The sequence below is a fragment of the Planococcus shenhongbingii genome (assembly GCF_030413635.1).
GTDB lineage: Bacteria > Bacillota > Bacilli > Bacillales_A > Planococcaceae > Planococcus > Planococcus shenhongbingii.
In genome coordinates this window covers 3,767,323-3,794,017 of record NZ_CP129235.1, presented here as the reverse complement: position 1 = coordinate 3,794,017, position 26,695 = coordinate 3,767,323, and the positions used below count along the sequence as shown (strand labels likewise).

The window sequence follows — 26,695 nt, the reverse complement described above, 5'->3', positions numbered from 1 at the left end:
GTTAGGTTTTTTATTGCGAAAAAATTGAAGAAGCCCTCTCCTGTGGAGAGAAAGCTGCTCGCTTTTCCTTTCATATAAAATTTTTGAAAATTCTTTCAATTAAACACATAATTGTCTATAATGAATTCAATCAACCAACTGAATGTCTATTCATTACAAAAAGCCAACCAGTAGTATTTTCAGCTAAGGTATTTTTTATTTACTGAAAACTATAACGTATAGGGAGGTTTTTGAATGTCTACAGTTCAAAGCACTGAAAAATCAGCACCTGCTATACCACGTACGTTGAAAGAGAAAGCCAAAATGGTCGGGCCGGGATTTGTAACCGCTGCAACAGGAGTGGGAACCGGCGATTTGATTGCAGCTCTTGTCGCTGGGGCGGCTTTTGGCATGACGCTCGGATGGGCTATTCTGCTCGGTTCATTGTTCAAGTTTTATTTCACAGAAGGCATGGGACGCTGGCAGCTGGCCACAGGAAAGACCATTCTGGAAGGCTGGCATTCGCTTGGAAAGTGGGCAACGGGTTATTTCGGCGTCTATTCCATCATTTGGGGATTCAGTTACGGGGCAGCTGCGATGTCGACGAGCGCCATTATGATGGTAACGATGTTTCCCATTATGCCCCTATGGGCTTGGGCAGTCATTCATGGCTTAGCTGGACTTGCATTGGTGCTGTTCGGCCATTATGAACTTTTTGAAAAAGTGATGACGCTCATGGTCGGCCTCATGTTTGTCACGGTTGTCGGTTCAGCAGTAATTCTTCTGCCGGATATCGGAAATATCGTGAGCGGTTTTGTGCCGCGGACCGGCGGCAGTTCGCTGCTGCTAGTTTTAGGGCTGCTCGGCGGGGTAGGCGGAACGATTACGATGGCGTCATACGGCTATTGGATTCGTGAAAAGAATTGGGTGGGCAAAGCTTGGATTCCGATGATGAGAGTGGATTCCGCTACCGGGTACATCATTACCGCAATTTTCACCTTGTCTCTGCTAGTCGTCGGAGCGGAATTTTTATTCGGTACCGGCATTGAAATTAATGGAGAAGAAGGGTTAATAGCGTTATCCGGTTTATACAGCGAGCAGTTCGGTTCTTTTGCCCGCTGGCTGTTCTTGATTGGTGCCTGGTCTGCAGCGTTTTCATCTTTATTGGGTGTGTGGAACGGCGTGCCGTATCTGTTTGCGGACTTTGTCCGAATGGTAGGCAAAAAAGGTGCGGCGTCAGATGAACCGGTTTCTAAGAAAGATCCGGCATACCGTTTTTATCTTTTATGGCTGACATTTCCGCCGATGGTTCTGCTGTTTTTCGGCCAACCGGTGCTTCTTGTTATCTTATACGGTGCGCTGGGCGCTTTGTTCATGCCATTTCTGGCGATCAGCCTAATGCTTCTGCTCAATTCGAAACGGGTGGACCAAGGATTCAAGAATGGATGGGTCACCAATACCGTTTTAACAGCATGTGTCATTGTCTTTGTTTATTTGGGGGCCATTGAACTGCTTAAATTGTTTTAACTGAAAAACAGAATCTTGCCTCGAGTAGATTTTATAGATAGCGGTAAAGTAATTAAGAAGGCCCGAAAGCAGGAAAAGGTGCTGACGGGCTTTTTGCCATTCAGATTTGGAATATAGGCTTGTAAAAGGAAAAAATCTGGTTTATAGTTTATAAATACAGTATTTAGTAAATTGTATAAAAAACAACACTATATGTAGTGAAACCAATAACAATGGTGCCTGAAAAGGCTTAATAGGGAATCCGATGAAAAACCGGAGCTGTACCCGCAACTGTAAGTGCTGACGAACTATGGCAATCCACTGTCCAATCAATGGACGGGAAGGACATAGTGTAGGAAGACGCATGAGCCAGGAGACCTGCCATCGTTATAAGTTAATGACCTTCTCCGGGAGCTGGGAGGTATAACGAAGGTACTCTGCGCGGTGCAGCGGCTTTTTGCCTGTTTCCGCCTGATTATTTACGTTTATCCAACCCATCCTCTCGCCCGAGAAGATGGGTTTTTTGTTTGCCCAAATACCGACTGGAGGATGAAAGATGACACAGCAAATCACAGCAAGCAGATCGCGGACGATTCAGACTAAATTGGTGCTGCCGCCGGATACCAATCATATGGGAACGATTTTCGGCGGGACGGTGCTTAGCTATATCGACGAAATTGCCGCCATTACGGCCATGAAACACAGCGGAAAAGCCGTGGTGACTGCCTCAATTGATACGGTGAATTTCCTGTCGTCCGCACGGGTCGGCAATGTGCTGCTTCTGGAAGGGGTTGTGATTTCCACTGGGCGGACTTCGATGGAAGTTTATGTGAAAGCGGAATGCCAAAACATTGAAACAGGAGAGAAAACGTTGACGACGACCGCCATCCTGACAATGGTGGCAGTGAGCGAAGATGGAAAACCGACGCCGGTTCCCGGTGTAGTTCCGGAAACGGAAAATGAGAAGCAGCTGTTCCAAAGTGCGCAAGAGCGCAAACAGCGCCGCATGAAAATTAATGAATTTGCAAAGGAGCTGGTTTGAAATGAATTCAATAATTTATTCGAAAACAGATGCAGTCGCGAAAGCTTTATTGCGGGCGAGAGATGTCTATAAGTTGGAGACAGCCGATATGCTTGAGAAAGTGGAAAGCATGGAGTGGCCAGTTAAAGGGGAACAATCCCTGATTTATGCACTCAACCGCATCTCCATGGCGGAACCGGATTGGACATTCGTCGCAGCGGAACTTTATTTAAACAACTTATACGAAAAAGCTGCGAAAAATCGGGGTTTTCAGGCGGAACTGAAGTACGGAAATTTCTATGGGCTGGTGAAAACTCTTAGTGAAATCGGTATTTATTCAGGAGACTTGCTGAAGCGCTATTCGGAAGAAGAAATCGAAGTGCTCGGGAAAGAAATCAATGCGGAACGGGATCTTTTGTTTAATTACATCGGCTTGTTTTTACTGGCAGACCGCTATTTGGCGAAGGATTACGAAGGGAATTTGTATGAGCTGCCGCAGGAACGTTTTCTGGTCATTGCAATGACTTTGATGCAGAACGAACCAAAAAACAAGCGGCTGGATTTGGTGAAAGAAGCTTACTGGGCAATGAGCAATCTCTATATGACAGTTGCGACGCCGACGCTGTCCAATGCCGGCAAAAGTTTTGGACAGCTGTCGTCCTGCTTTATCGATACGGTGGATGATTCGCTTGACGGCATTTACTTGAACAACTGGGACATCGCGCGCCTCAGCAAAGACGGCGGCGGCATCGGCGTCTATTACGGAAAAGTGCGGGCGCTCGGATCCGACATCAAAAAGTTCAAAGGCAATTCGTCGGGCGTCATTCCGTGGATCCGTTTGGTCAACGACACAGCGGTCAGTGTCGACCAGCTCGGGCAGCGCCAAGGCGCCGTAGCGATTTACCTGGATGTGTTCCACAAAGACATCATGAACGGCTTCTTGGATTTGAAAACCAACAACGGCGACGAGCGCCGGAAAGCGCATGATATTTTCACAGGCGTGGCGATTCCGGATCTGTTCATGGAAAAACTGAAGGAAACCGACGGCAGCGGCCGCAGCACCGGTGAATGGCATACATTCTGTCCTCATCAGGTGAAACAGATTATGGGCTGGAAAGACGAGGCGGGGACGGCGCTTGGGTTGGAAGATTTCTATGACGAAACCGATGTGAAGCATTTCACGGAGAAATATGAAGAAGCGCTTGCCAATCCTTTATTGCCAAGGAAGACGTACCGGGCGATGGACATCATGGCGCGCATCATGGTGTCGCAGCTTGAAACCGGCACGCCGTATATGTTCTACCGCGACGAAGTCAATCGCCAGAACCCGAACAAGCACCTGCGCGGCAAAGGGCTTACGTCAATTTACTGCAGCAATTTGTGCAGCGAAATCGCTCAAAATATGTCAGCGACAACCATCAAGAAAGAATACACAGATGAAGACGGCAACCTTGTGATGATCCGCAAACCGGGCGATTTTGTCGTCTGCAACTTGTCGTCGATCAACTTGCCGCGCGCTGTGAAAGCGGATGTGCTCGAGCGGCTGATTCCGATCCAGATGCGCATGCTCGATAACGTCATCAACTTGAACACGATTTCCGTTGGTCAGGCCGATGCGACGAATAAAAAATATAGAGCAGTTGGTTCAGGAACTTTCGGATGGGCACATTTACTCGCGCTTGAAGGCATCCATTGGGAAACCGAGGAAGCTGTCATGTTCGCGGATAAATTGTACGAAGAAATTGCTTACCATACGATTCGCTCTTCGATGGAGCTCGCTAAGGAAAAAGGCGCTTACCGCGAATTTACCGGATCGGAATGGCAGACCGGTGAATATTTTGAACGCAAAAATTACACCAGCGAACGCTGGAATGAACTGCAAAAAGAAATCGCGGAAAACGGCGTCCGCAACGGTTGGATGATGGCAGTGGCGCCAAATTCATCAACTGCAAAAATCGGCGGCTCGACGGATGGCATCGACCCGCTGTATGCCGTTGAATACGCCGAAGAAAAGAAAAACTTCAAATTTAAAGTAACGGCACCGGACTTGGATCATAACACATACGATTACTACCGCCGCTCGCGCCACGTGCTCGACCAAAAGTGGAGCATCCGCCAGAACGCGGCCCGGCAGCGCCATATCGACCAGGCAATCAGCTTCAATTTCTATGTGCCGCATACCATCAAAGCGAAAGAATTACTGGGGCTGCATTTTGAGGCATGGCAGCAAGGCCTGAAGACGACGTACTACGTGCGCAGCACATCCCAAGCCGAAATCGAAGAATGCGAAGCATGCCAAAGCTAAGGAGGAATCATTATGTCGATACACGCACCATTACAGAAGATCAAACTGCTCAATCCCGAGCAGCCGAATAAATCCACCGGCATCCTGAACGGGGAATCGTCAGGGCTCTTGAACTGGAACGATATTGCCTATCCGCAGATGTATGATCTTTACCAGACGCTGCTGGCAAACTTCTGGAAGGCCCAGGAAATCAATATGCAGGACGACATCAAGCAATGGGACCACTTGACGGACGTTGAACGCGACGTCTTTCTGCGCATCAACACGCAGTTGGCGTCGCTCGACAGCCTGCAGACACCGACGATGAGCCAGGTCATGGACTATGTCACCGATTCCAGCTTCAAGGCGATTTTCGCCGTCATTTCCCAGCAGGAAGCGGTTCATAATGAATCGTATTCGTACATCCTGAGTTCACTTGTGTCCATCAGTGAACAAAATGCCCGCTTCAACCAGGCGAAAAGCGATCCGATTGTGCGAAAGCGCAATGAATTGATTTTGGATGCTTACGAAGCGTTCCGCCAGAACCCGACGCCGCAGACTTTATTCCGCTTGAGCGTCAATTCGATCAACCTTGAAGGCATTTATTTCTACGCCGGCTTTGCCTTTTTTTATCACCTGGCGCGCCAGCAGAAGATGCTCAAGACCAGCACGATGATCAGCTATATCCAGCGCGATGAAATGCAGCATGCGTATTTCATTTCCCAGTTTATCCGCATCATGCTGACGGAAAATCCAGAGTTGAATACGGAAGAAAATATCCAGTATGTATACGATGCGGTCGATCAGGCGGTGCAGCTGGAAAAGGAATGGGCGCATCATATTCTGGCGGATATCCCGGGGCTGGATCTGGTTGAGTTCGAAGGCTACGTGGAATACTTGGCCAATAAACGCCTGCGCCAGCTTGGACTTGATAATCTATACGAAGAACAAAGTAACCCGATGCCGTGGATTCAGGTGTTCGGCGATGACATGATGAATGACACGAAATCGGACTTTTTCGAGCAGAAATCCCGGACATATTCGAAGGTGTCGCAGTCGAATGGCTTTGACGAATTATGAACCGCGGATTGCCGTCGTCTATGCATCTGTCACTGGGAATACGAAAGCGGTGGCGGAGATTTTACAGGAAATCTGCGCTGCCAAGGAGCTGGAAGTGGAACTTTGGCCAGTAAACAGCTTTCCGCTTTCTGGACTCTCACGTTACGACGCGGTTTTTGTTGGCACGTACACGTGGGGCAGCGGCGAGATTCCAAAAGAAATGCGCGGCTTGTTTGGAGAGTTTGAGAGTTTGGAGCGTAAAGGCATAGTGACAGCAGTTTTCGGAACCGGCGACAGCTTTTTCGCAGAGTTCTGCGGAGCCGTCGACCGTTTCCGGGACATGCTGTATGTGCACACAGATTTGGCGGCTACCTTGAAAATCGAATTGGCGCCGCAGAATACTGATATTGCACGCTGTGAGAAATTGATTGCCAGCGTTATCAATAGGCTATCGAGGTTTTCCTGCAAATAGAAGGGTATAATCAGTAGGGGAAGATAACTACTGAGGAGGTACTTCGATGACAGTGAATAAATGGTGGAAGCTGAGTGCAGCAGTCTTTTTATCCGCAAGCATGCTAGCGGCATGTGGAGGAAACAGCGGAGACTCAGAGAACGAGACAGAATCCGAAGTGAATGAAAACGAAAATGAAGGAAATGAAAACGAGTCAGACGAGAACGAAGCCGATGAGGATGAAAATGAGTCGGATGAAAATGAAGCCGATGAAAATGAGAACGAACCGGATGAAGATGACGAGAACAATTAATGAAGTTGAATAAATAGTTTTAAAGCAGATCGGTTGTTTTCAACCGATCTGCTTTTTTGTTGAATAATGCCGTTTGAAAGTGGAGAAGTGGCGGGGGAATAAGATTTACTTGCTGAATATAGAACTTTATTTGCGATAAATGAGTTTTACTTGCGGAAAAGAAAGCATTACTTGCAATAAATGTTTTTAACTTGCGGAAAACAAGGATTTACTTGCGTTTCAACAATTTCTTTTCCTCTTTTTCACTTTTTCTGATACAGCAGAAACCCTTCCAATAAAAAACAGGATCCACTGTCAATCAGCAGATCCTGCGCTTCAATCTTAAAAAATTAAACTCTCAAATTCTCAACAACCGCTGCAATGCCCATACCGCCGGCAATGCACAGAGTCACGACACCGTATTTCTTGCCGGTGCGCTCCAGTTCATGTGTCAGCTTGGTCAACAGGATTGCGCCTGTTGCGCCGATCGGATGGCCCATTGCGATGGCGCCGCCGTTCGGGTTCACCCGGCTGCGGTCCGCACCAAGTTCATTGATGCAAGCGACTGACTGGGAAGCAAACGCTTCGTTCAGTTCAATGATGTCGATGTCTTCAATCTTCAAATCGACTTGCTTCAGCGCTTTGAATGTTGCATGGACAGGACCCATTCCCATGATTTCCGGGGAACAGCCGACCGCAGCTTGTGCAATAACACGTGCTTTCGGCTGGTAGCCGCGTTTCAACGCTTCGTCTTCAGACATAACCAGTAAAGCGGCAGCCCCGTCGTTGCGACCACTGGCGTTGCCAGCCGTTACCGTTCCGCCTTCTTTAAAGACCGGCTTCAGCGCCGCCAGTTTTTCCAAAGAAGTCTGGCGCGGGTGCTCGTCCGTTTTAAACTCAATCACACCTTTGCGCGTTTTCACCGGATAAGGGACGATTTGGGAATCGAACAAGCCTTTTTCAATGGCATTCGCTGCCCGTTCCTGGCTTTCCAGCGCAAATTCATCTTGTTCTTCACGCGAAATGCTGTATCTCTCAGCGACATTTTCAGCAGTGATGCCCATATTCAAATCGCCGTATGTTTCCACCGGCTGCGAACCGGGTTGGCTCGCCGTATTCGGGTCTTTCAATAACACATCGCCCGACTTTGTGCCGAAGCGGACATTGTTGACGTAATATGGCGCAGTACTCATTGACTCAGCGCCGCCTGCAATGATGATATCGCTCAGGCCGGTCTGGATTTGCTGGGCAGCGGAATTGACTGCCTGAACGCCTGAACCGCATTGGCGGTGCAAGGTATAGCCCGGCACTTCAACCGGAATTCCTGCGCGAAGCAAGGCAACGCGCGCCATGTTTGAGACATCCGCACTTTGCTTCGCCTGCCCCATGATCACTTCTTCTACAGAAGCGGGATCCAGCTCGGTACGGCGGAGCAATTCTTCAATCACGTGGGCGCCGATCAAATCGACGGTTTCATTGCCAATTGTGCCGCCCAGTTTTCCAATGGCAGTTCTGACAGAATCTACGATTACTACATTTTTCAATTCATCATCTCCTGTTTTCCGGAAAATTCTCTAGCGTAATGTTTTACTTTTTCCTTATCAATTTCCATGCCAAACCCTGGGCCGTCCGGAACAACTACTTCAAAATTCTCGAATTTGATTTCATTGACTGTGACATTGTCTTTGAATAGCAGGGGACCAAAAATTTCGGTGCCGAATTTCATATCGGAAATCGTTGAGTAGAGCTGGGCACATGCTGCTGTCCCGAGGCTTGACTCAATCATGGTGCCGCCGTATAAACCGAGGCCCGCCGCTTCTGCAATGCCGACTACTTTTTTCGTCTGCGTCATGCCGCCATGCTTGCATGGTTTCAAAGCGATTGAGTTGCCGGCGCGAGTTTTAGCGATCCGGAAGACATCCTGGATGCTTGTCGCCGCTTCATCTGCCATAATCGGCACGTTGAATTTGGCTGTCAGCCTGGCCATGCCCTCAAAATCCCAGGCTTGCAGCGGCTGTTCGACCATCGATACACCGCCAGCTTCAAGCGCCGCGATGCAATAGTTCGCAGTATCTTCATCCCATGCCTGATTGACGTCGACTGTCAGGCGCGCGGCATCGCCGAGTGCTTCTTTGATTTTGCGGACATGTTCGACGTTCTTGAAAGGATCGCCTTTGCCGATTTTCAATTTGAAGATATTATGGCGTTTCTGCTGAAGAAGTTCTTGCGCTTCTTCGATATCTTTTTCCGTATTGCCGCTGGCCAATGTCCAGGCAATCGGCAATGATTTATGGATCTGGCCGCCGAACAATTCGAAAGCGGGAATGCCTTTCGCTTTCGCCGCCAAATCGATAATGGCATTTTCCACAACGGTTTTGGCGAAATAATTGCCCCGGACGAGTTTTGACACATCATCCATTATTTTATCGAAATGAATCGGGTCCTGTCCGATGATCAAAGGGGTGATATACGTGTCGATATTCGCTTTGATGGCTTCCGGCGTCGATTCACCGTAGGAAGCGCCGCCAATCGTTGCCACTTCTGACCAGCCTTCACGGCCTTCTTCATCCGTCACGCGGCCGAGAACAATCGTCTGCACCGTAATGGTATGCATCGCCAGCTGATGGGGACGGATGGTCGGTAGGTCCAATATATAAACTTCAAAAGAACGTATCTTCATGCAAATAAACCTACTTTCTTTAGTTGATTCCGCATTAAAAGGGCCGTTATAGAGCGATAAACGAAGCTTCGGTTTTCTCTTTTACGTCTTCAAGCGTAACGCCTGGCATCAAATCTACCAGTTTCAATTGATTGCCGGCAACTTCAAATACCGCAAGTTCCGTAAAAATCATATCCACTTGGCGTGTTGATGTGATCGGATAAGTGCATTCTTTCAATAACTTGGAACTGCCGTCTTTAGACGTATGGTTCATCGTCACAAAGACTTTCTTTGCGCCGACAAGCAAATCCATCGCACCGCCGACGCCCATGATGTTCTTGCCGGGAACCGCCCAGTTGGCGATTACGCCGGTTTCATCGACTTGCAGCGCGCCGAGTATCGCGACATCGACATGTCCGCCGCGGATCATCGCAAACGAATCCGAACTGTTGAAGAATGAGGCGCCGACTGCTTCACCGACTGGCAATTTACCGGCATTGACGAGGTTCGGATCAATATCCGCTTCCTCGACATCTGTCACGCCAAGTAGGCCGTTTTCCGTGTGGAGATATATATTGTCCTCGGTCATGTATTCCGCAACCAGTGTTGGGATGCCGATTCCAAGGTTAACAGTGCAAGGGCCTTTCAATTCAAGGGCAACGCGTTTTGCAATCATATGCTGAGTTTCTGATTTGCTCATCTGGGATGTCATACGCTCACCACTCCTTCTTTTGTTAAAAGTTGCTGGGCTTTTACAATGATGTCGATATAGATGAAAGGCGTCACGACTTCTTCCGGATTCAACTCACCCGGCTCGACGATTTCATCCACTTCAACAATGACGGTTTTGGCAGCGGTCGCCATCAGCGGATTAAAGTTTCGTGCAGTTTTGTAGTAAACTAAATTCCCCAGTGTATCCGCCTTATGGGCACGGATCAAAGCGACGTCCGCACGGATCGCTTTTTCCAGAATATACTTCACTCCATCAATTTCACGTTCTTCTTTACCTTTAGCGAGGTCTGTACCGACACCTGTTGTCGTATAATATCCGCCAATTCCGGCGCCGCCTGCGCGCAAAGATTCCGCCAAGGTGCCTTGCGGCAGAAGCTCAAGTTCGATTTCGCCTTTTTGGTATTTGTCGCCGACATCACGGTTGCTGGTAAAATAAGAACCGATGCCTTTTTTGATTTTGTTTTGGTTCAATAAAATTCCGAGCCCTTTTCCGGACTCACCGAGGTTATTGCTGACAATCGTCAAATCTTTGACATCTTTTTCAGTTAAACCATCTATTAAAGTAAGGGGAGCACCGATCAATCCGAATCCTCCGACCAGAACTGTGTCTCCTGTTTTTACATATGATAATGCTTCTTGTATGTCATGCAGTATTTTTGACATCGTGTTCCTCCGTTCTGTGTTTATTTCACAGTTTTTAATGAATCACTCAGTTCAAACCAAGCTGGAATGCCGGCAGTCAAGATGCAGATATAGCCGATATCCGCCAAGTCGGCTTCTGAAGCTCCCGCGCTGCGTGCTTTTTCCATCCACGGTGCGGCACCGCTGCCGTCAAGTTCGACAATGAAGTTGCCGGCCATATTCAAATGCTTCAGCCGCGCAGAAATTCTGCCATCTGACAGAATCACAGAAGATATTTTTTCTGTGTCTCCTTGCTTGATTGCAGCCGCGACTTGTTCAAGGTATGAAGTGTCTTCTTCTGTCAGCCAGCCGATCATGGTGCCGAGCAGATCGTCAGCCGTTTCAGGAGTCACTTCCGGAAGAACGATGGTTTTGCCGCTCAATTCCAAAGCATACGGAACTGCTTCAAACGCTTTTTTCAGTGCCGCCTCGCCTTTATAAAGGTAAGCGGTAAGGAAAAATTCAATCAATTCGGGTACGGAATAGCCGAAATCGATGGCGCCTTTCGTATGGAACATCATGCTTCGTGAGTACAGGCGGGCAGCATTCATGCTGGCGATCAACGCGTCTTTTTCTTTGCGTGACAACGAACCGTCCTGCATGATTTCTCCGCGGATGCCCGTATATTTATCCAGGACTTCAGGGCTGTAATCGTGCATTTTCTGCACCCAGCCCGGAACGACGTCATAAACTTCTTTGAAATATTCTAATGCTTTGCTCATAATTTCACTCCTAGAAAAAATTATTTAAGTTTGCTGGATGTGCAGCAGTGTTTAGATTTTATTCAGAAAAGCATCCATCTCTTTTTGAATATCATCCCGTTGTTCAAATACCATCGTGTAATGATTGCAATCAGAAACGACTGTTTTGATTTGATTGATTGAATCTTGCGTTTCTTTGTAATCGTCCAAATAGAACAGTGGCGGCATGGAGCCGATGTTCCCTTCGGCATATACAAGCAATGTCGGGCACTCAATATCCTTGCCGATCTGTGCCGGATCAAATGTATAGAAGCTTTCGAAATCAGCGACAATCCGTGACTCATCGGCTTTGTTTTCCCAATGGTCGCCGGCTGGTCCGACTTCGTATTCAGCCGTTTCCTGCAAAACATCCGTCCATTCAATTCCGAGGTTCGCATAGATTTTCCTGATTTCTTCTGCATAATGTTCCTTAGAGTCGAAATGGCGGCTGATGCGGCCAAGAGAAGGCTGGATAATGCCGCGCTGGTGTTCTGAAGTCTTAGCGGCTCCGTCCAATAAAATCAGTGCTTTTATGGATTTCAAGCGGCTTGCGACAATTGCGGAGATGAATCCGCCCATCGAATAGCCCAGCAAAATCGGGTTTTCGAGCTTGAGTTCTTTAATCAGTCCGAGTATATCTTCTGCATGTTTGAAAATGGAAGTATCGGGATCGGTTTCCGCACTGTTTCCGCGCCCCCGAAGGTCCACAGCGATAAAACGGTATTCGCCTTTCAGCTTTTCCGCGTAATAATGCATGTTTTTATGAGTGCCAGTCAGTCCGTGAATCGCGATGATCGGACCTTTTTCTCCTGGATAATCAGCTACTTGAATATCATTTCCATTGACGTTCACTTTATACAATTCCATCTATTCCACCCCAATTCAAAAATTAGCAGTACCATAAGAAGAAGCTGCCAAGATTTCCTCGACAGCCATAGGATTATTACTTATTCAGTTCTCATGACAAAGTTCAGAGATGCTTCCTTGTGGTCGCCTTTATCGATCAATTTTGTCAGCAAAGTAGAACGCACGCCGCCGGCAACATCTGTTTCCAGCCATTCGTCACCTTCGAAGAATACTTGTGTGATCAATGTTTCATGGCCTTCGTGTTCAAATTTGATATGGATATGTGCAGGACGGTAAGCATGGTACCCGGCTGCGAAAGTAAACTCGCCAGTCGGCCCGCTAGTCGGGATCTGGTAAGGGATCGGCACGATTGAATGCACTTCGAAATCGCCGTTTTCATCTGTATGGAACTGGCCGCGGAGGTTGAAGTCCGGTGCAGTTGAATCAAAGTTTGAATACAAGCCATCTGCATCGTCCTGCCACCATTCCACTTTCGTGTTCTTAAGAGGTCCAGTTACGGAACTGACATTTCCGAAGAATACCAGCTTATCACCTGGTTCGTTTTCGCGCTGCGGTATAACGAATGGTGCTTCTTCAAGCATTGGTGGGTTTTCTACGTAATATGGCCCAAGAAGAGAAGGTTCAGTACCTGGAGAATTTTTGTATTTCGCTTCCAGTACATGGGTTTCTACAAATACGTCCAAGAACAAAGGGATTTCTCCGCTGCGTCCAAGGCGGTCAGCCCATTTTACAAAGTTTGTGTACTCTTCGTGATTGAATTGCTGCTCATCCAAAAAGTTTTTAAGGTGTTTCACAAAGCCTTCATAGGCTGATAGTACACGTTCGTTTTTCACTGCTTTTTCTGTCATGCGGATTCCCCCTAATAGATAGTATGGTAATGCAAGGTTGGTTTTTATTCATTTTGAAATCAAGTAATGTAAACGCATTCATGAATCATAAAAAAACAGAAAGGGCAAAACGTTTGCAATGCCAATAAGATTATTGTACGATATACGTACAATAATTCGTTATTCGTACAATTTCATCTTACACAGGAGGTAAAGCAATTGTCAACAAAAGAGTTAGACAATTTTAAAAAATCGGGTGACCACATTCAGTCGCTGGAGCGGGGACTGCAAGTCATACAAGCTTTTTCCCAGCACAATTCTTCGATGACGGTCAGCGATGCAGCCAAAAAAACAGGGCTTAGCAGACCTGCAGCCCGGAGAATCCTATTGACGCTTGAAGCTTTAGGCTTTGCGGAATCGAAAAATGGAAGCTATTCATTAACTGCCCGGACTTTATCATTGGGATATGCCTACTTGTCTTCCAATAACAGCTGGAGCATTGCGCATCCTTTTCTGAAGAACTTTGTAGATCAGACAGGGGAATCGTGTTCCATTTCGATATTGGACGACATGCATATCCTATACGTAGCCCGTGTATCAACGAAACGCATCATGTCAATCAACCTGGGCGTCGGCTCGCGGCTTCCAGCTTATGCGACCTCAATGGGGCATGTACTTCTCGCCAATTTGCCGCAGAAAGAGCTGGAAGCTTATCTGGAAAAAATGGACTTCGAAAAATACACCGACAAAACCATCACAGATAAGGAAGAGCTCCTTAAAGTACTGGAAGAAGTGCGTCAGAAAAATTGGGGCGGTGTAGATCAGCAGTTTGAAGAAGGGCTGCGTTCCATCGCGGTGCCAATCCGGAACGCACACGGAAAAGTCATCGCCGCCATGAACTGTTCCGTGCATGCCGGCCGCATCAGTGAAGACGTATTGCGCGAAGAATTCCTTCCGCTGCTGCAAGAAGCAGCGGAACAAATCGGCCAAGCGCTTGCAGCGGCTAATAGCTCGTCTTATGAACACTAATTAAAATAAAATAAGCCCAGCCATGGTATGGCTGGGCTTACAAACTGTAGATAAAGTTGCTTGAAATGAATAAGACGGTATTAACCCCAACCGGTCCGGCCACTTCGCTTTCCGTGGGCACGGCCTCAGCCGCTTCCTTCGCTTCGCTCAGTCCAGGGTCTTCGGCTCGTGCTGGTCCCACAGGAGTCTCGTGGCCGGATCGGTTGGGGGTGTCGCGTTACTTCAAGGAATCCCTTCCAGCCAGGATGCTGCTTTTCAAGCGAGTGAGGAGAAGCGGTATCCGGTTTTCACTTCACTTCAGGTTCCGCAGCGGAAACCGGCGTCTCCTGCGGCGCGAGCCCGCGGAAAGCGTCCGGTTGAAGCGCAGGAACCGAGGAGAGAACCTTGTTTTTGATAGTTATTCACTTGGTTGAACGTATATTCTTTTGTCTACAAGCTCAAAGCCCAGCCATGGTATGGCTGGGCTTATTTTGCAGAAAATCAGCAGGAGAGATGCGGTTTTTATTGCGTAAATCACACAGCTGCAGCGCAACCAAGTATAATAAAAACCAACTAATAGATTTCGAATAAAGAGGTGCACCTATGATCGTCATCATCGATAACCAAGATTCGTTTACTTATAATCTGGTCCATTACCTGGAACAGTTCGATTCTGACGTTGCTGTCTTTCAAAATGAACAAATCACGGCCCAAGAAGTAAAAGGACTATCTCCTGATTTGATTGTCTTGTCACCAGGACCGGGCCGTCCTGTACAGTCAGGGGCAACCAAGGAAATTCTGCTTTCGCTCAGCTGTGATTTTCCGATTTTAGGTGTTTGCCTCGGCCATCAGACCATTGTTGAACATTTTGGCGGCCGCATCATCAAAGGAAAACAGCCGATGCATGGAAAAGTTTCATTAATGGCGCATAACGGCAAAGGTATATTTGAGGGAATTGCTTCTCCGGCAAACGTGACGCGCTATCATTCCTTGATTGCGGATAAAGCGGCAATGCCGGATTGCCTTCAGGTCACTGCTGAAACAGAAGACGGTGTAGTTATGGGGGTACAGCATAAAATACTGCCGGTAACCGGGATCCAATTTCATCCGGAATCGATTTTAACAACCGATGGATTTCAGATGCTGAAAAATTGCTATGAAGATGCACGGGCATGGAAGAGCAAACAGGCAAGGAGGATGGCGCAATGACAAACCCTTACCTAATGTTTGAGTTTCAAAATGACAGCGGCAAAGTTGAGCCGATTGCATTCCAAAATCCGATAAAAGTGCTGGAGACAGTCAAGATAGAAGAAGTGTCCGCAATCATGGAAAGTGTGGAACAGGCTGTCCAAGAAGGCTTTTATGCAGCCGGTTATGTAGCTTACGAAGCAGCACCTGCGTTTCACCCGGAAATGAAGGTACAGGCAGGAGCAAAAATGCCGCTTGTCTGGTTCGGTATTTTTGAGCAGCCTGTTTCTCCTGAACAAGAGCTTCAAGAAGAGCCGTACCAAGTGTCGGACTGGAAAATCGCCAGTTCAATAGAGCAGTACAAAAACGGCATAGAGCGGATTAAAGACGCCATTGAAGAAGGACATACGTATCAAGTGAATTATACCGACAGGCTCCATGCAAACTTTACCGGAAGCGACCGGTCGTTTTATCGCCAATTAGCGAGAAATCAGCAAGCCGGCTACAGCGCTTATTTGAACTTGGGCAAGTACCGGATCCTTTCCGCTTCCCCTGAATTGTTCTTCCGGGTGAAAGATGGAAAACTGACGACCAAACCGATGAAAGGCACAGCGCCAAGAGGCCGGAATACATCAGAGGATGAAGCAAACACGGACCGGCTGCTGGCTTCTGAAAAAGAACGGGCAGAAAATCTAATGATCGTCGATTTGCTTCGCAATGACCTCAGCCGACTGGCCAAACCGGGAACCGTCACTGCTGCAAAACTGTTCGAGGTGGAGACGTATCCGACAGTTCTTCAGCTGACATCAACTGTGGAAGCGGAACTGGATTCTGAGGCAACAGTGCTGGCCTGGTTCCAGGCATTATTTCCATGTGGTTCCATCACCGGAGCTCCAAAAATCAGCACCATGAAAACAATCGCAGCACTCGAGCATTCCCCTCGAGAAGTGTATTGCGGGGCAATCGGCTTTATCACGCCTGAAAAAAATGCGGTCTTCAATGTTCCTATCCGAACAGTCATCGTTGATGCAGAAGAGAAAACCGCCCATTACGGAGTTGGCGGAGGCATAACATGGGACTCGACTTCGGAAGGCGAGTATCAGGAACTGTATACAAAAGCGCAAGTGCTGACAGCAAGGCGGCCAGATTTTGATCTGTTGGAGTCACTAAAACTGGAAGATGGAAAGTATCCGCTGCTGTCTTATCATTTAAATCGGCTGAAGGATTCTTCCCATTATTTTAATTTCCCGGGAAATAGCGGCCAAGTCGAGCGAGCGCTGGAGAGTTTAGCGAAAGAGCATCCGAAGGGCATTTTTAAAGTAAGGCTGTTGATGGATAAAGCAGGGACTGTTTCCGGAGAAGCCCAAGAAACGGCGCCAATAGAGGAACCGGTCAACTGTGTGCTGGCGGCTTCTCCGATAAACAGCACGAATCCTTTCCTATTCCATAAAACCACTTATAGAAAAATGTACGATGAGCAAAAAAGTAGTGGAAATCATATTTTTTCAGTATTATTATGGAATGAAAAAGAAGAGCTGACCGAATTTACAATCGGCAATGCAGTGTTTGAAAAAGCAGGGAAGTTCTTTACGCCTCCAGTAAGCTGTGGCTTATTACCGGGAACATTCCGGCAATATTTGCTGGACCGGGAGGAAATCGAAGAAAAAGTAATTCATAAAAAAGATTTACGGGATTTCGAAGCAGTGTGGTTTATCAATAGTGTCAGAGGCTGGCTGAGGGTTGAAATTCATTGAAAAAAAAGTTTGCGTTGGCTGCCTGCATTTCTGCTCATTGGTTTAGCCCAAAATAGAGGCGGGTATAATAAAGTATCTGCATTTCCGGAAATCATTTTTTTATCAATATGTTAAATTTGGGAGAATGAAGTAGGCCAAAAGATTTTACATTTACACGAGCGCGCTGTAGGATGTAAGTAATCAGAAAACACTAGCGTTTCTGGGCTGAATAAAACTTAAAAGCTGTGCGCTTATTTATAAAAAAATTAAATACACATGGTTGGATGTTTCAGACGATAGAGCTGAAAACAACGCCGAAAAGAATTGAACCATTCTTTTCGGCGTTTTTTGTATGTTTTAACCGGTAAAAGGAGCGGAATGAATGAAGTATTTTATTGATCACAACAAAAAAAGCATTCATCAGCAAAAGTTTGCGGGGGATCGCTGTGGTTTTGTAGGCACGCCGATTACAAGCAGGGAATTTACGAACTGCCCCAATTACGTAAAGCAGCTTATACAAGAGAAAAATTACAAAGATTGTTCTCATTGTGTATCTGTTCAAACGACTTTATTCGGTTAAAAACGAAGCAGCATTAAATAAAGACGGAAGGGGAGAATTAAGATGGAGCGATTGGAACAAGTGGCGGAAAAAGTGGGCATGCTGATGAAATCGGAAGTCGAGCTGCAGCATGGGGGATGTATCGTCAATAAGAAGAGAACACTGGTGATTCATGCTAATACTTCATTCTTCAGCTGCACCTTGGATTTGGATATTTCTTTTACTAATCTAAAAGAAGATGGCACAGCCCACAACAAAGCGGAAATCTACCTGCTGCCTGAAGAATTTCCATGCTTCTCCTTCAATTTTAGAGAGTACCCGATTCCATTGCCGACAGACTTTCAACAGCGTTTGATATCAAATCCGAATATTGTCTGTGTGCACCTGGAATCGAAAGAGCGCCCTGAGGATTTTGCGGAGCGCCTTTCAGCGGCATTGGAAGTCATTGAGCAACTGGATGGGAAAGTTTATATGAATTGAAAAATAACACGGACAAGAAATAAGAATGAAGCGAGGATGGGCTTATGTTAGTCAGATACAAGAAATCATGCCAAAAGATTGCGATGGGTTTATTGTCCTTCATGCCACAAGAGAGAAACCTGAAAAGTTTATGCCAGACCATCACACGTTATGCGGAAGATCCGGATTGGCAATTGTACTTGCTGAAAAATGAGGAAGACTATATAGGACTGATCGGAGTGGAAGTGGCCGATACTTATTTCACAGTCCATCATATTTCAGTGCTTCCGTCATTCCGAGGCGAAGGGCTAGGCCGGAAAATGATTGAGAAAATACAGGTGCTGATGCAGGACCGGGAAATGCGCAGCACAAAAGAAACAGAAGCTTTGCTTAACCATTGCTTAGAAAAGGTGCAAACTAAATTGATTGGATGAAATTGCGGAAACAGGATTTTCTATAGGGAACAAACTGGAAATCCTTTTATATATTAATGATTAAGATATTAGAATTTTCTGATATCAATTGCTATAATTGTTTGGAGAAGTATATCCAATACAAGGAGGCAATTTAAATGGAATTGACAGGGAAAGTGGCAGTGGTCACTGGCGCTGCATCAGGCATCGGCTTAGCTGCTGCTAAAGCGCTGCTGGACAAAGGAGCTAAAGTAGTCGTCGCTGACATTAATGTGGAAGGCGGAGAAGCGGCTGCCAAGCAATTTAAAGGCACTGGAGCAGAGGTTGTATTTATTGAATTCGACGCTTCCCAAGAAGATTCCGTTGCCAACCTTGTAGCAGAAACTGTCAAACAGTTTGGCCGGATTGATATTATGGTCAATAATGCAGGAGTTCGCGCACTCAGTGAAACGCATGAGCTTTCTTACGAAGATTACCGGAAAGTAATTTCGGTCAATCAAGACGGGGTCTTTTTTGGATCAAAACACGCCATCCGCGAAATGCTGAAAACCGGAGGCGGTGTCATTGTCAATACGGCATCCATATTGGGAAGCGTGGGAGAAGCGAATGCTTTTGCGGTTACCGCTTCTAAAGGCGCCGTCAATTTAATGACAAAATCGTTGGCCCTCAAATATGCAGACAAAAACATTCGCGTAAATGCGGTAAGCCCTGGCTATATTGAGACGGGGATGTCAAATCGAAATACCTTAAAACCCGAACTTTATGCCAAAGCAGTAGCGAAACATCCGATTGGACGCTTAGGGCGCCCGGAAGAAGTGGCGCATGCGATCATCTTCCTGTGTGAAAATGATTTTGTAACAGGCAGCACGGTAATGGTTGACGGTGGATATACAGCACAATAATTGCAAAGTGAATCTAATTTTTAAAAAGCAGACGGCTGGAATTCAGCTGTTTGCTTTTTTATGGTTTCTTCCTTGAGATAAAGCCCGCATGCCGGCAGAAGATTGAACAAAGCAGGAAAATAGAAAGTGTGCGGCGAAGGAAACAATATAGAACTTAAACTACTGCCAGACAATCCTGAAAAGATGCTGAACAAAGGGAAAATATGCGGCTACAGAACAAAGTGAAAAATTTACTTAATGAAGACTTTCTTTATCCTTGTTGGCTGTTAAGACGGGATAGAACTGCAAAATCGCTGGGTACTTATGAAGGAGGAAACCTATGTCTACTGTTAAAGGAAAAGTCATTGTCATTACAGGTGCTTCAAGTGGAATCGGTGAAGCTACAGCAAAAAAGTTTGCACGCGAAGGCAGTAAAGTCGTGCTCGCTGCAAGGCGCGAAAACCGGCTTCAGAAGCTGAAAGAAGCGATTGAGCTAGAAGGCGGTGAAGCGGTAATTAAAGTGACGGACGTTACTTCCTACCAGGAAGTTGAGGAACTGGCGGAATTTGCAATCGATACATTCGGGCAAATCGACGTCATGTTCAACAACGCGGGGCTCATGCCCTTGTCGTTCATGGACAAGCTGAAAATAGATGAATGGGACCGCATGGTTGATGTGAATGTAAAAGGCGTGCTGTACGGCATCGCGGCTGTCCTGCCGCATATGCAGGAGCGCAACAGCGGCCATATTATCACCACCGCTTCTGTTGCAGGACACGGGGTATTTCCTTCTGGAACAGTTTATTGCGGTACGAAATTCGCAGCCCGCATCTTTATGGAAGGCTTGAGCAAAGAACTGGCACAAACCAATATCAAGACTACCAGCATTTCACCGGGAGTCGTTCAGACAGAGCTGGCGTCTTTTATTACCGACCCCGACATCAAGCCGAGATTCGAAGATCCGAATATTCCTTCACTGACGAGTGAAGATGTGGCAAACGCCGTTTATTATGCAGCCTCACAGCCGGAAGGCGTAGCGGTCAACGAAGTGATTGTCCGGCCGACCCATCAGGGATAAGCAATTAGAGGAGGGACTTCGGTTCCTCCTTTTTTGTGTGAAGTTTTATAGAGGGAATCTCATTTCTGCAATATAACAAGTGCTTATTGAGCGAGGTGGAAATCAATTTATTGCTTCTATAAAAAGAGGCTTATCCTATAATGCGATAGCAATGGTATTATAACTAGTAAAAGAAAGCTGCCAGCAAAAGGAGGAGCTATCATCTCTGAAGATAAAGAAACATTAATACTGGATGATTTAATGCAGAAAATCACCTCTAAAGCTTTTAAATCCGGTGAAAAATTGCCTTCGGAAAATGAGCTTGCCGAAAAATATGGGGTACCCCGCATGACTGTTCGAAATGCTTTGTTAAAGCTCGAGGAACGGGGCTATATTTATTCGAAGCAAGGCAAAGGACGGTATTTGAAAGAAGAGTCGTTGCAAATCCAATTGCACTTAACGGCTAAAACGAGCTTTACGGAAAAAATGAAACAAGCAGGCTATAATTTGGAGACGCGCAACATCAATTGCGAAAAAATCGGTTTTGACGCACGGATCTATAGAATTTTAAATGCGCCGGAAAACGGTACAGTTTATAAAATTTCCCGTCTGCGGCTGCTTGACGGCGAGCCGATTGCCATCCACAGTTCATATGTCAATGAAGCGATGTTTCCGGACATCGGGGAAGATGGCCGTCAAATCGGTTCCATGTTCGCCTATTATCGAAAGCTTGGCTATACGGAATTTGCCAGCCGAAAGTCTCTTTTAAGCATTACTTTCCCGTCTTCAAAAGAACAGCAGCTCCTGTCCTGTAAAAGCCTGGTGCCGCTCATTGTAGTGGAAAGTGATTGTGTCGATGCCAAGGAAGGGAATATATTAGAGCATACGAAAATCCTATACCGCAGTGATAAGTTTAAATACGATATCACAATGGATTAAGCCAAGCAGGCGACAGAGTTTCTCTGTCGCCTGCTTTTTTCTTTTTTAAAAAGTAGAGATTTCTAGCTTCCACTTTTCTTATTGTCCAGACTTCAGCGCCCAGATTCTAGAGTCATAAGCCAACCCAGCTGTGTGGCAAAGACCGCCACTTCGCTGGTCTGTCTTATGCCCGTCGAATCTACCCCGGCGCTTCCACTTTTCTTATTGTGAAGATGCTTTACACAAGCTTTACCGTACCTTAAAACACAGCAACTTGGCGACAAGTTACGATGAGTTTACAGCGAAGGAGGCAGCGAATATGAAAAGACGCAGAAGAACTGAAATTCTGATTCAAGGAAATGAGCAGCTGGCCAGGGGATTTGCAGAAACGATTGCAAAGAAATATGAATGCCGGGAAATCTCTGCTCCGCAATATGGAATGACCATGATTAAAATGAGGGAATCGGCAAAAAACTCCCTGTTCTATATCGGTGAAGTTCTTGTCACCGAAGCGAAAGTGGAAATCGGCGGCCAGATTGGCATCGGCATCGTCGCAGGCATGAAAGAAGAGCTGGCCCGGAACCTTGCAATTATTGACGCTGCTTATAAAGCGGATTTGCCTGAAACAGCCGAATGGCAGCACCCTCTATTGGAAATGGAAAAAGACATAGCGCAAGCAAAATCGCGTGAACAGGCAGAGCTGTTTGAGACGAAAGTCAGTTTTGAAACAATGGAAGTTTAATCCGACAAACTACATTACAAGTTCAGGAGAGATAAAATGGCGATTGATCAAATACACGATTTGCAGCAAGTTTACCGAAAAATTTTACATAGCATGTCACGGCCAGGCACCATTTCCGTTCTGGAGGAAGCAAAACAGCTGGACTATGAGCTGCCTTGCAAAAAATCAACGATGCTGTGTGCAATGACAGTACTGGATGCGGAAGTCACGTTCCACATCTTACCGGGAAATCAGCAAAAGCTGATCGAGAAAATTTCTGAATATACTTCAGCTAGATATGCACCGATTGAAGAAGCAGATTTTGTTATCATTCTAAAAAACGCCAGCAAAGAAGATGTGCTTCAGGCAATGCGGCAATGCAAGATTGGCAGCCTGATCGATCCCCAGCTATCTTCAACATGGATTATCGAAAGCGAAGGGCTGGCTGAAGAAGGAAACTTGAGTTTATCAGGACCGGGCATCGAAAGCCATGCCAGCCTCCATGCCGGAATGCTGGAGTCTTTTTGGAAAGCCCGCAGCAGCCGGATCAAGGAATATCCGATGGGCATCGACTTGATCTTTGTGGATGACGATTCTGGTATTGTCTGCATTCCCCGGACAACTCGAGTAATTATGACGGAGGTGGAGTAAATGGGCTATGTACCTGTAAAGGGCGGTACTCATGCAATTGAAGCTTCCATTAACCGCTTGAAATATGAGCGCCTGAAAGACGAAGAGATATTGGAGATTAAAGTGATTCTATCTTCCATGCGTGGCATGATCGACCAGGTAATGTCAGAAGCGAGCTTGTATTCGCCTGAATTGGCTGCGCTGGCGATTAAACAGGCAGAAGGCAGCATGGAAGAAGCCGTATTTTTGATGCGTGCCCACCGTTCCACTTTGCCGCGCCAATATTATAGCCGGACAGTCGAGACGGAATCGATGTTTGTCGAACGGAGAATTTCTGCAAGCTTCAAGGATATTCCGGGCGGCCAGCTCCTTGGAGCAACGCATGACTATACTCACCGTTTGCTCGATTTCGATCTGCTGGAAGAAGAACCAGGAGAAATCCGCAGATGGCTGACCGATTACAAAAAACAATTGGAAAGCGCAGAAACGGCTCAGGAAGTGGTTTATTTTCCGAAAGTGGTCGATTACCTACGAGAAGAAGGCTTGTTTGAAATTTATGAAAAAAACGATGCCGCACCGGATGATGTTACCAAGAAAAGTTTGCAATTTCCGTCCAGCCGCAGTGCAAGGCTGCAAATCCTGACACGCGGCCAGACTGGAGCAGTCACGGCACTTGGCTATGCATCACTTCGAGGATACGGCCAAGTCCATCCGAATGTCGGAGAAGTACGTGTCGGCAGAATGCCGATTTACGTGGACCATCCGAATGAAGCAGAACAGGACCACGGCGACGAATTTTACATCGGTGACATCCGTATCACCGAAGTGGAATCGTTTGTGCCGGTAAAAGTGAAAAACGACCGCAATGAAGACGACTTGGAGTTCGAAATCGGCTACGGCATTTGTTACGGGCAAAACGAGACAAAAGCCATTGCCATGAGTATTCTGGATCAATGTCTGGAGCATACAGAAGCTGATTTCCCGACCCATGATGAAGAATTTGTCTTATTGCACATCGATTCAGTAGAATCTACCGGATTTATCTCCCATTTGAAAATGCCACATTACGTGACATTCCAATCCAAGCTCGACAGTATCCGGCAAGTGAAGAAAGGAGTGCAGCCGATTGAAAGCTAATACACATTTCGCCTTTTTTGATGAAGGCTCAAAAAAAGAAATCCGCCGTGCCACTTTAAAGGCCGTCGCTATTCCCGGCTACCAGGTGCCGTTTGCTTCAAGAGAGATGCCAATCGCACGCGGCTGGGGAACTGGAGGGCTTCAGCTGACACTTTCATTAATTGGCAAAACGGATGTTTTAAAAGTGATTGACCAGGGAGCCGATGAATCCGTCAACGCCGTCAGCATTAAAAAGCTGGTCCAGGAAACAACCGGAGTCGAAGTGACGGAACAAACCGAAAAAGCGGACTTGATCCAGTCACGCCATCGCATTCCGGAAGTTCCATTGACCAAAGACCAGATTTTGGTGCTGCAAGTGCCGATGCCGGAACCTCTCCGGCCGGTCGAAGCCCGAGAATATATGACAAAGCGGATGCATTCCGAAGACGATTACAGTGGAGCATGGCTCATGCTGTTTGAACAGATTATGAAATACGGAAAAACCGCAACAGCGGCAGACCATCCGGTTTATGTCAATGGGCGCTATGTGATGGCTCCGAGCCCGATTCCACGCTTTGACAACCCGAAAATGCATCAGTCGGAGGCGTTGATTCTGCTTGGTGCTGGACGCGAGAAAAAAATCTATGCCGTTCCTCCGTACACAGATGTTGCATCGCTCGCTTTCGAGGATTATCCATTCCAAATAGAATCGTTTGAAGGTATACAGTGCTATCTTTGTGGCGCTCAAGATGTGTTCATGGATGAACTGGTGGACCCGGAAACCGGCCAAACCACTCATCAATGCAATGACACCAGTTTCTGCATGGAGCAACTGAACAATAACAAGAAAGCCGAGGTGGAAAGCGCCTATGCCTGAAACACCGATTTTACAAGTGCGGAATCTGCGCAAACAATTCGGTCCGGGATGTTCCCGCTGCGCCACTTTAGACGCTGGCCAATTAGAGAAAAACTATTGCACATCCTGCGGGACGGTTTATGCTGTACGCGATGTGTCACTGGATTTATATGCCGGTGAAATCCTGGGGGTTGTCGGGGAAAGCGGCAGCGGCAAGTCAACGATGATGCAATGCCTTTATTTCGACACTGACGTAACGTCAGGAGAGGCATATATCAATGTGCCGCATCTTGCAGGTAAAAATGTCTTTGGTTTATCTTCCCAGCAAAAACGCGCCATCCGTAACCACGATTTCGGCATGGTATACCAGAATCCGATCCATGGACTGAAAATGGATTTCTCCTCTATCGGGAATATCGCCGAAAAGCTGATTGCCGCCGGCAGCCGCCGCGTAGGGGAGATGGAAGAAACGGGTAAGAGGCTGTTGGAAAATGTCCACATTCCGCTTCATCGCATGAAAGAAGAACCGCGAAATTTCTCGGGCGGCATGCAGCAGCGCGTACAAATTGCGAAGGCTCTATCGAACAATCCGCCCATCTTGTTTTTGGATGAAGTGACTACCGGGCTTGATCTGTCAGTGCAAGCCAACGTTCTGGACTTGATCAAGAATATCCAGCGGGATTTAGGTATCAGCATGGTTGTGGTTTCCCATGATCTGGCTGTGATCCGAATGCTTGCAGACCGCACTGTGGTCATGCTGAATGGCGAAATTATTGAACAAGGGCTGACGGACCAAGTGCTGGAAGATCCGCAGCATCCGTATACGCAACAATTGGTGTATTCATTACTTTAGGAGGTTCGGTACTTTGTATATTATCCATAATGGGAAAATCATAACGGAAACCACAATTTTAGAAGGCCACGCCGTCGTGGTGGAAGGCGAGACGATTCAAGAGATCATTCTTGAACAGCAAGTGAGAAACTATCCGCATGCCCAATTGATTGATGCCAACGGAGGTTTTATTTCACCGGGTTTTATCGATATCCACTCCGATTATATTGAAACGATCGCCTCTCCCCGGCCAACCAGCATGATGGATTTTGACATCAGCCTGCGGGAAGCGGAAAAAATCCTGATCAGCCACGGCATCACGACGATGTTCCATTCGCTGTCATTTTACAAAGAAGATGTATTTTCCCATAAACCGATGCGCAATCCCCATAATATCCAGCGCATGGTGGACGCCATCGATGCGACGCATAACCGGCTGCACCTGATCCGCCACCGGCTCCATGCCCGTTTTGAAATCGACAATATCGACGAAGTCGGCCAGCTGGTAAAAAATATCGAAGACGGCAAGGTCCATTTGCTGTCGTTCATGGACCATACGCCCGGGCAGGGACAATACCGCAATCTGGAAGTCTACCGGGATACTTTAAAAGGATACCGCGATATTTCCGATGCAGACGTCAATGTTCTGATTGCCGAGCGCCAAAGTACGGAGTATCTGACAACTGAAAAAATCAAGGAAGTGGCGGACATCGCTTTGGCAAAAGGCATTGCTGTAGCGTCCCATGATGACGATGATTTCAAGAAACTGGATTTGGTGAAGAGCTTCGGAACCACAATCAGTGAGTTTCCAATCACGCTGAAAGTGGCGATGAAAGCGAAACAGCTCGGACTCTACACCATTGCAGGCGCACCTAACGTCATGCTTGGCGGATCGCATTCCGGGAACTTGTCAGCAGCGGAAGCCATCGGGCACGGCTGCATGGACATCCTGTGCAGCGATTATTATCCGTCTGCCTTGCTGCATGCCGTTTTTGACCTTCATGAGAAATATGGCAACGATTTGCATGACATGTTCATGATGGTTACGTTGAACCCGGCAAAAGCGGTTCAGTTGGACCATGAACTGGGATCAATAACTGTCGGCAAGAAAGCCGATATCCTGGTGATTGAACGCATGGAAGACGGCTATCCGATGCTGACCGCAACAATGGTCAACGGTACGCTGATCACGACCACCAATTACCGTGTGAAATAACTCAAAGCGA

Annotated in this window: 29 protein-coding genes and 1 riboswitch; of the genes, 21 read left to right on the top strand and 8 right to left on the bottom strand. The window is 46.9% G+C overall.

Annotated elements, in window-relative coordinates:
• The first annotated feature begins 234 nt into the window (after positions 1–234).
• The 6 genes from QWY16_RS18390 to QWY16_RS18365 all read left to right on the top strand — a co-directional run bounded on the left by QWY16_RS18390 (position 235) and on the right by QWY16_RS18365 (position 6,613).
• Positions 235–1,506, top strand: a complete 1,272-nt coding sequence (locus tag QWY16_RS18390) for an Nramp family divalent metal transporter (RefSeq protein ID WP_300990685.1) — start codon at positions 235–237, stop codon at positions 1,504–1,506.
• Between the two features lie 196 nt (positions 1,507–1,702).
• Positions 1,703–1,885, top strand: a riboswitch (cobalamin riboswitch).
• Positions 1,886–2,041: 156 nt separating this feature from the next.
• Positions 2,042–2,527 (top strand): acyl-CoA thioesterase, encoded by a 486-nt coding sequence (locus QWY16_RS18385; protein WP_300990684.1) that lies wholly within the window; start codon positions 2,042–2,044, stop codon positions 2,525–2,527.
• 1 nt (position 2,528) lies between these two features.
• Positions 2,529–4,811 (top strand): ribonucleoside-diphosphate reductase subunit alpha, encoded by a 2,283-nt coding sequence (locus tag QWY16_RS18380; RefSeq protein WP_300990683.1) that lies wholly within the window; start codon positions 2,529–2,531, stop codon positions 4,809–4,811.
• A 12-nt stretch (positions 4,812–4,823) separates the two neighbouring features.
• The gene (locus QWY16_RS18375) at positions 4,824–5,870 is read left to right on the top strand and encodes a ribonucleotide-diphosphate reductase subunit beta (protein WP_300990682.1); all 1,047 of its coding nucleotides are present in this window, start codon (positions 4,824–4,826) and stop codon (positions 5,868–5,870) included.
• Positions 5,851–6,321, top strand: coding sequence for a flavodoxin domain-containing protein (locus QWY16_RS18370; protein ID WP_300990681.1), 471 nt, complete (start codon positions 5,851–5,853; stop codon positions 6,319–6,321). Before QWY16_RS18375 ends, QWY16_RS18370 begins: the two co-directional genes overlap by 20 nt.
• Positions 6,322–6,367: 46 nt before the next feature.
• The gene (locus tag QWY16_RS18365) at positions 6,368–6,613 is read left to right on the top strand and encodes a hypothetical protein (RefSeq protein WP_300990680.1); all 246 of its coding nucleotides are present in this window, start codon (positions 6,368–6,370) and stop codon (positions 6,611–6,613) included.
• Between the two features lie 329 nt (positions 6,614–6,942).
• On the opposite strand, the gene QWY16_RS18360 is transcribed toward QWY16_RS18365, so the two are convergent.
• The 7 genes from QWY16_RS18360 to QWY16_RS18330 form a co-directional block, all read right to left on the bottom strand.
• Positions 6,943–8,136 carry a thiolase family protein gene (locus tag QWY16_RS18360; RefSeq protein WP_300990679.1) on the bottom strand — a complete coding sequence of 398 codons (1,194 nt, stop codon included), beginning with the start codon at positions 8,134–8,136 and terminating at the stop codon, positions 6,943–6,945.
• Positions 8,133–9,272, bottom strand: a complete 1,140-nt coding sequence (locus tag QWY16_RS18355) for a muconate cycloisomerase family protein (protein ID WP_300990678.1) — start codon at positions 9,270–9,272, stop codon at positions 8,133–8,135. The genes QWY16_RS18360 and QWY16_RS18355 overlap by 4 nt, the downstream gene beginning before the upstream one ends.
• A gap of 46 nt (positions 9,273–9,318) precedes the next feature.
• Positions 9,319–9,963 carry a 3-oxoacid CoA-transferase subunit B gene (locus tag QWY16_RS18350; RefSeq protein WP_300990677.1) on the bottom strand — a complete coding sequence of 215 codons (645 nt, stop codon included), beginning with the start codon at positions 9,961–9,963 and terminating at the stop codon, positions 9,319–9,321.
• Positions 9,960–10,646, bottom strand: a complete 687-nt coding sequence (locus tag QWY16_RS18345) for a CoA transferase subunit A (RefSeq protein ID WP_300990676.1) — start codon at positions 10,644–10,646, stop codon at positions 9,960–9,962. The genes QWY16_RS18350 and QWY16_RS18345 overlap by 4 nt, the downstream gene beginning before the upstream one ends.
• A gap of 20 nt (positions 10,647–10,666) precedes the next feature.
• Complete coding sequence (locus QWY16_RS18340; protein ID WP_300990675.1) at positions 10,667–11,386, bottom strand: carboxymuconolactone decarboxylase family protein; 720 nt, start codon at positions 11,384–11,386, stop codon at positions 10,667–10,669.
• A gap of 51 nt (positions 11,387–11,437) precedes the next feature.
• Positions 11,438–12,271, bottom strand: coding sequence for an alpha/beta fold hydrolase (locus QWY16_RS18335; protein WP_300990674.1), 834 nt, complete (start codon positions 12,269–12,271; stop codon positions 11,438–11,440).
• A gap of 80 nt (positions 12,272–12,351) precedes the next feature.
• A complete protein-coding gene (locus QWY16_RS18330; protein ID WP_300990673.1) occupies positions 12,352–13,119 on the bottom strand; it encodes a dioxygenase family protein in 768 nt (255 codons plus the stop codon).
• Between the two features lie 198 nt (positions 13,120–13,317).
• Between QWY16_RS18330 and QWY16_RS18325 the strand changes: the two genes are divergently transcribed.
• Positions 13,318–14,127: an IclR family transcriptional regulator gene (locus tag QWY16_RS18325; protein WP_300990672.1), complete on the top strand. Its 810-nt coding sequence runs from the start codon at positions 13,318–13,320 to the stop codon at positions 14,125–14,127.
• Between the two features lie 37 nt (positions 14,128–14,164).
• Here the strand turns inward: QWY16_RS18325 and QWY16_RS18320 are convergent, their stop codons facing one another.
• Entirely contained in the window at positions 14,165–14,308 is a 144-nt protein-coding gene (locus tag QWY16_RS18320) for a hypothetical protein (RefSeq protein WP_300990671.1), read from the bottom strand.
• Positions 14,309–14,709: 401 nt separating this feature from the next.
• Here QWY16_RS18320 and QWY16_RS18315 point away from each other — a divergent pair, with 401 nt between their 5' ends.
• From QWY16_RS18315 to phnM, 14 genes are all read left to right on the top strand, one after another.
• Positions 14,710–15,315, top strand: coding sequence for an anthranilate synthase component II (locus tag QWY16_RS18315; protein ID WP_300990670.1), 606 nt, complete (start codon positions 14,710–14,712; stop codon positions 15,313–15,315).
• Positions 15,312–17,048, top strand: a complete 1,737-nt coding sequence (gene pabB, locus QWY16_RS18310) for an aminodeoxychorismate synthase component I (RefSeq protein ID WP_300990669.1) — start codon at positions 15,312–15,314, stop codon at positions 17,046–17,048. The genes QWY16_RS18315 and pabB overlap by 4 nt, the downstream gene beginning before the upstream one ends.
• Before the next feature lie 361 nt (positions 17,049–17,409).
• A complete protein-coding gene (locus QWY16_RS18305; protein WP_300990668.1) occupies positions 17,410–17,607 on the top strand; it encodes a hypothetical protein in 198 nt (65 codons plus the stop codon).
• 42 nt (positions 17,608–17,649) lie between these two features.
• A complete protein-coding gene (locus QWY16_RS18300; protein WP_300990667.1) occupies positions 17,650–18,066 on the top strand; it encodes a hypothetical protein in 417 nt (138 codons plus the stop codon).
• A 44-nt stretch (positions 18,067–18,110) separates the two neighbouring features.
• Positions 18,111–18,479 carry a GNAT family N-acetyltransferase gene (locus QWY16_RS18295; protein WP_300990666.1) on the top strand — a complete coding sequence of 123 codons (369 nt, stop codon included), beginning with the start codon at positions 18,111–18,113 and terminating at the stop codon, positions 18,477–18,479.
• A 137-nt stretch (positions 18,480–18,616) separates the two neighbouring features.
• Positions 18,617–19,360: an SDR family NAD(P)-dependent oxidoreductase gene (locus tag QWY16_RS18290; RefSeq protein WP_300990665.1), complete on the top strand. Its 744-nt coding sequence runs from the start codon at positions 18,617–18,619 to the stop codon at positions 19,358–19,360.
• 319 nt (positions 19,361–19,679) lie between these two features.
• A complete protein-coding gene (locus tag QWY16_RS18285) occupies positions 19,680–20,417 on the top strand; it encodes an SDR family oxidoreductase (RefSeq protein ID WP_300990664.1) in 738 nt (245 codons plus the stop codon).
• Positions 20,418–20,573: 156 nt separating this feature from the next.
• Positions 20,574–21,335, top strand: coding sequence for a GntR family transcriptional regulator (locus QWY16_RS18280; protein WP_367281347.1), 762 nt, complete (start codon positions 20,574–20,576; stop codon positions 21,333–21,335).
• A 298-nt stretch (positions 21,336–21,633) separates the two neighbouring features.
• Positions 21,634–22,056 (top strand): phosphonate C-P lyase system protein PhnG, encoded by a 423-nt coding sequence (gene phnG / locus QWY16_RS18275; protein ID WP_300990663.1) that lies wholly within the window; start codon positions 21,634–21,636, stop codon positions 22,054–22,056.
• Positions 22,057–22,092: 36 nt separating this feature from the next.
• Entirely contained in the window at positions 22,093–22,686 is a 594-nt protein-coding gene (phnH, locus tag QWY16_RS18270) for a phosphonate C-P lyase system protein PhnH (RefSeq protein ID WP_300990662.1), read from the top strand.
• Positions 22,687–23,802 (top strand): carbon-phosphorus lyase complex subunit PhnI, encoded by a 1,116-nt coding sequence (locus tag QWY16_RS18265; RefSeq protein ID WP_300990661.1) that lies wholly within the window; start codon positions 22,687–22,689, stop codon positions 23,800–23,802. It abuts the gene before it with no gap.
• Positions 23,792–24,658: an alpha-D-ribose 1-methylphosphonate 5-phosphate C-P-lyase PhnJ gene (locus QWY16_RS18260; protein WP_300990660.1), complete on the top strand. Its 867-nt coding sequence runs from the start codon at positions 23,792–23,794 to the stop codon at positions 24,656–24,658. The genes QWY16_RS18265 and QWY16_RS18260 overlap by 11 nt, the downstream gene beginning before the upstream one ends.
• Positions 24,651–25,490 (top strand): ATP-binding cassette domain-containing protein, encoded by an 840-nt coding sequence (locus tag QWY16_RS18255; RefSeq protein ID WP_300990659.1) that lies wholly within the window; start codon positions 24,651–24,653, stop codon positions 25,488–25,490. The genes QWY16_RS18260 and QWY16_RS18255 overlap by 8 nt, the downstream gene beginning before the upstream one ends.
• Positions 25,491–25,503: 13 nt before the next feature.
• Positions 25,504–26,685, top strand: a complete 1,182-nt coding sequence (phnM, locus tag QWY16_RS18250) for a phosphonate metabolism protein PhnM (RefSeq protein ID WP_300990658.1) — start codon at positions 25,504–25,506, stop codon at positions 26,683–26,685.
• Positions 26,686–26,695: the final 10 nt, after the last annotated feature.

Coding starts and splice junctions, on each gene's coding strand:
- QWY16_RS18390 (WP_300990685.1), top strand. CDS start 235: ATGTCTACAGTTCAAAGCACTGAAAAATCAGCACCTGCTATACCACGT.
- QWY16_RS18385 (WP_300990684.1), top strand. CDS start 2,042: ATGACACAGCAAATCACAGCAAGCAGATCGCGGACGATTCAGACTAAA.
- QWY16_RS18380 (WP_300990683.1), top strand. CDS start 2,529: ATGAATTCAATAATTTATTCGAAAACAGATGCAGTCGCGAAAGCTTTA.
- QWY16_RS18375 (WP_300990682.1), top strand. CDS start 4,824: ATGTCGATACACGCACCATTACAGAAGATCAAACTGCTCAATCCCGAG.
- QWY16_RS18370 (WP_300990681.1), top strand. CDS start 5,851: ATGGCTTTGACGAATTATGAACCGCGGATTGCCGTCGTCTATGCATCT.
- QWY16_RS18365 (WP_300990680.1), top strand. CDS start 6,368: ATGACAGTGAATAAATGGTGGAAGCTGAGTGCAGCAGTCTTTTTATCC.
- QWY16_RS18355 (WP_300990678.1), bottom strand. CDS start 9,272: ATGAAGATACGTTCTTTTGAAGTTTATATATTGGACCTACCGACCATC.
- QWY16_RS18350 (WP_300990677.1), bottom strand. CDS start 9,963: ATGACATCCCAGATGAGCAAATCAGAAACTCAGCATATGATTGCAAAA.
- QWY16_RS18345 (WP_300990676.1), bottom strand. CDS start 10,646: ATGTCAAAAATACTGCATGACATACAAGAAGCATTATCATATGTAAAA.
- QWY16_RS18340 (WP_300990675.1), bottom strand. CDS start 11,386: ATGAGCAAAGCATTAGAATATTTCAAAGAAGTTTATGACGTCGTTCCG.
- QWY16_RS18335 (WP_300990674.1), bottom strand. CDS start 12,271: ATGGAATTGTATAAAGTGAACGTCAATGGAAATGATATTCAAGTAGCT.
- QWY16_RS18330 (WP_300990673.1), bottom strand. CDS start 13,119: ATGACAGAAAAAGCAGTGAAAAACGAACGTGTACTATCAGCCTATGAA.
- QWY16_RS18315 (WP_300990670.1), top strand. CDS start 14,710: ATGATCGTCATCATCGATAACCAAGATTCGTTTACTTATAATCTGGTC.
- pabB (WP_300990669.1), top strand. CDS start 15,312: ATGACAAACCCTTACCTAATGTTTGAGTTTCAAAATGACAGCGGCAAA.
- QWY16_RS18305 (WP_300990668.1), top strand. CDS start 17,410: ATGAAGTATTTTATTGATCACAACAAAAAAAGCATTCATCAGCAAAAG.
- QWY16_RS18300 (WP_300990667.1), top strand. CDS start 17,650: ATGGAGCGATTGGAACAAGTGGCGGAAAAAGTGGGCATGCTGATGAAA.
- QWY16_RS18295 (WP_300990666.1), top strand. CDS start 18,111: ATGTTAGTCAGATACAAGAAATCATGCCAAAAGATTGCGATGGGTTTA.
- QWY16_RS18290 (WP_300990665.1), top strand. CDS start 18,617: ATGGAATTGACAGGGAAAGTGGCAGTGGTCACTGGCGCTGCATCAGGC.
- QWY16_RS18285 (WP_300990664.1), top strand. CDS start 19,680: ATGTCTACTGTTAAAGGAAAAGTCATTGTCATTACAGGTGCTTCAAGT.
- phnG (WP_300990663.1), top strand. CDS start 21,634: ATGAAAAGACGCAGAAGAACTGAAATTCTGATTCAAGGAAATGAGCAG.
- phnH (WP_300990662.1), top strand. CDS start 22,093: ATGGCGATTGATCAAATACACGATTTGCAGCAAGTTTACCGAAAAATT.
- QWY16_RS18265 (WP_300990661.1), top strand. CDS start 22,687: ATGGGCTATGTACCTGTAAAGGGCGGTACTCATGCAATTGAAGCTTCC.
- QWY16_RS18255 (WP_300990659.1), top strand. CDS start 24,651: ATGCCTGAAACACCGATTTTACAAGTGCGGAATCTGCGCAAACAATTC.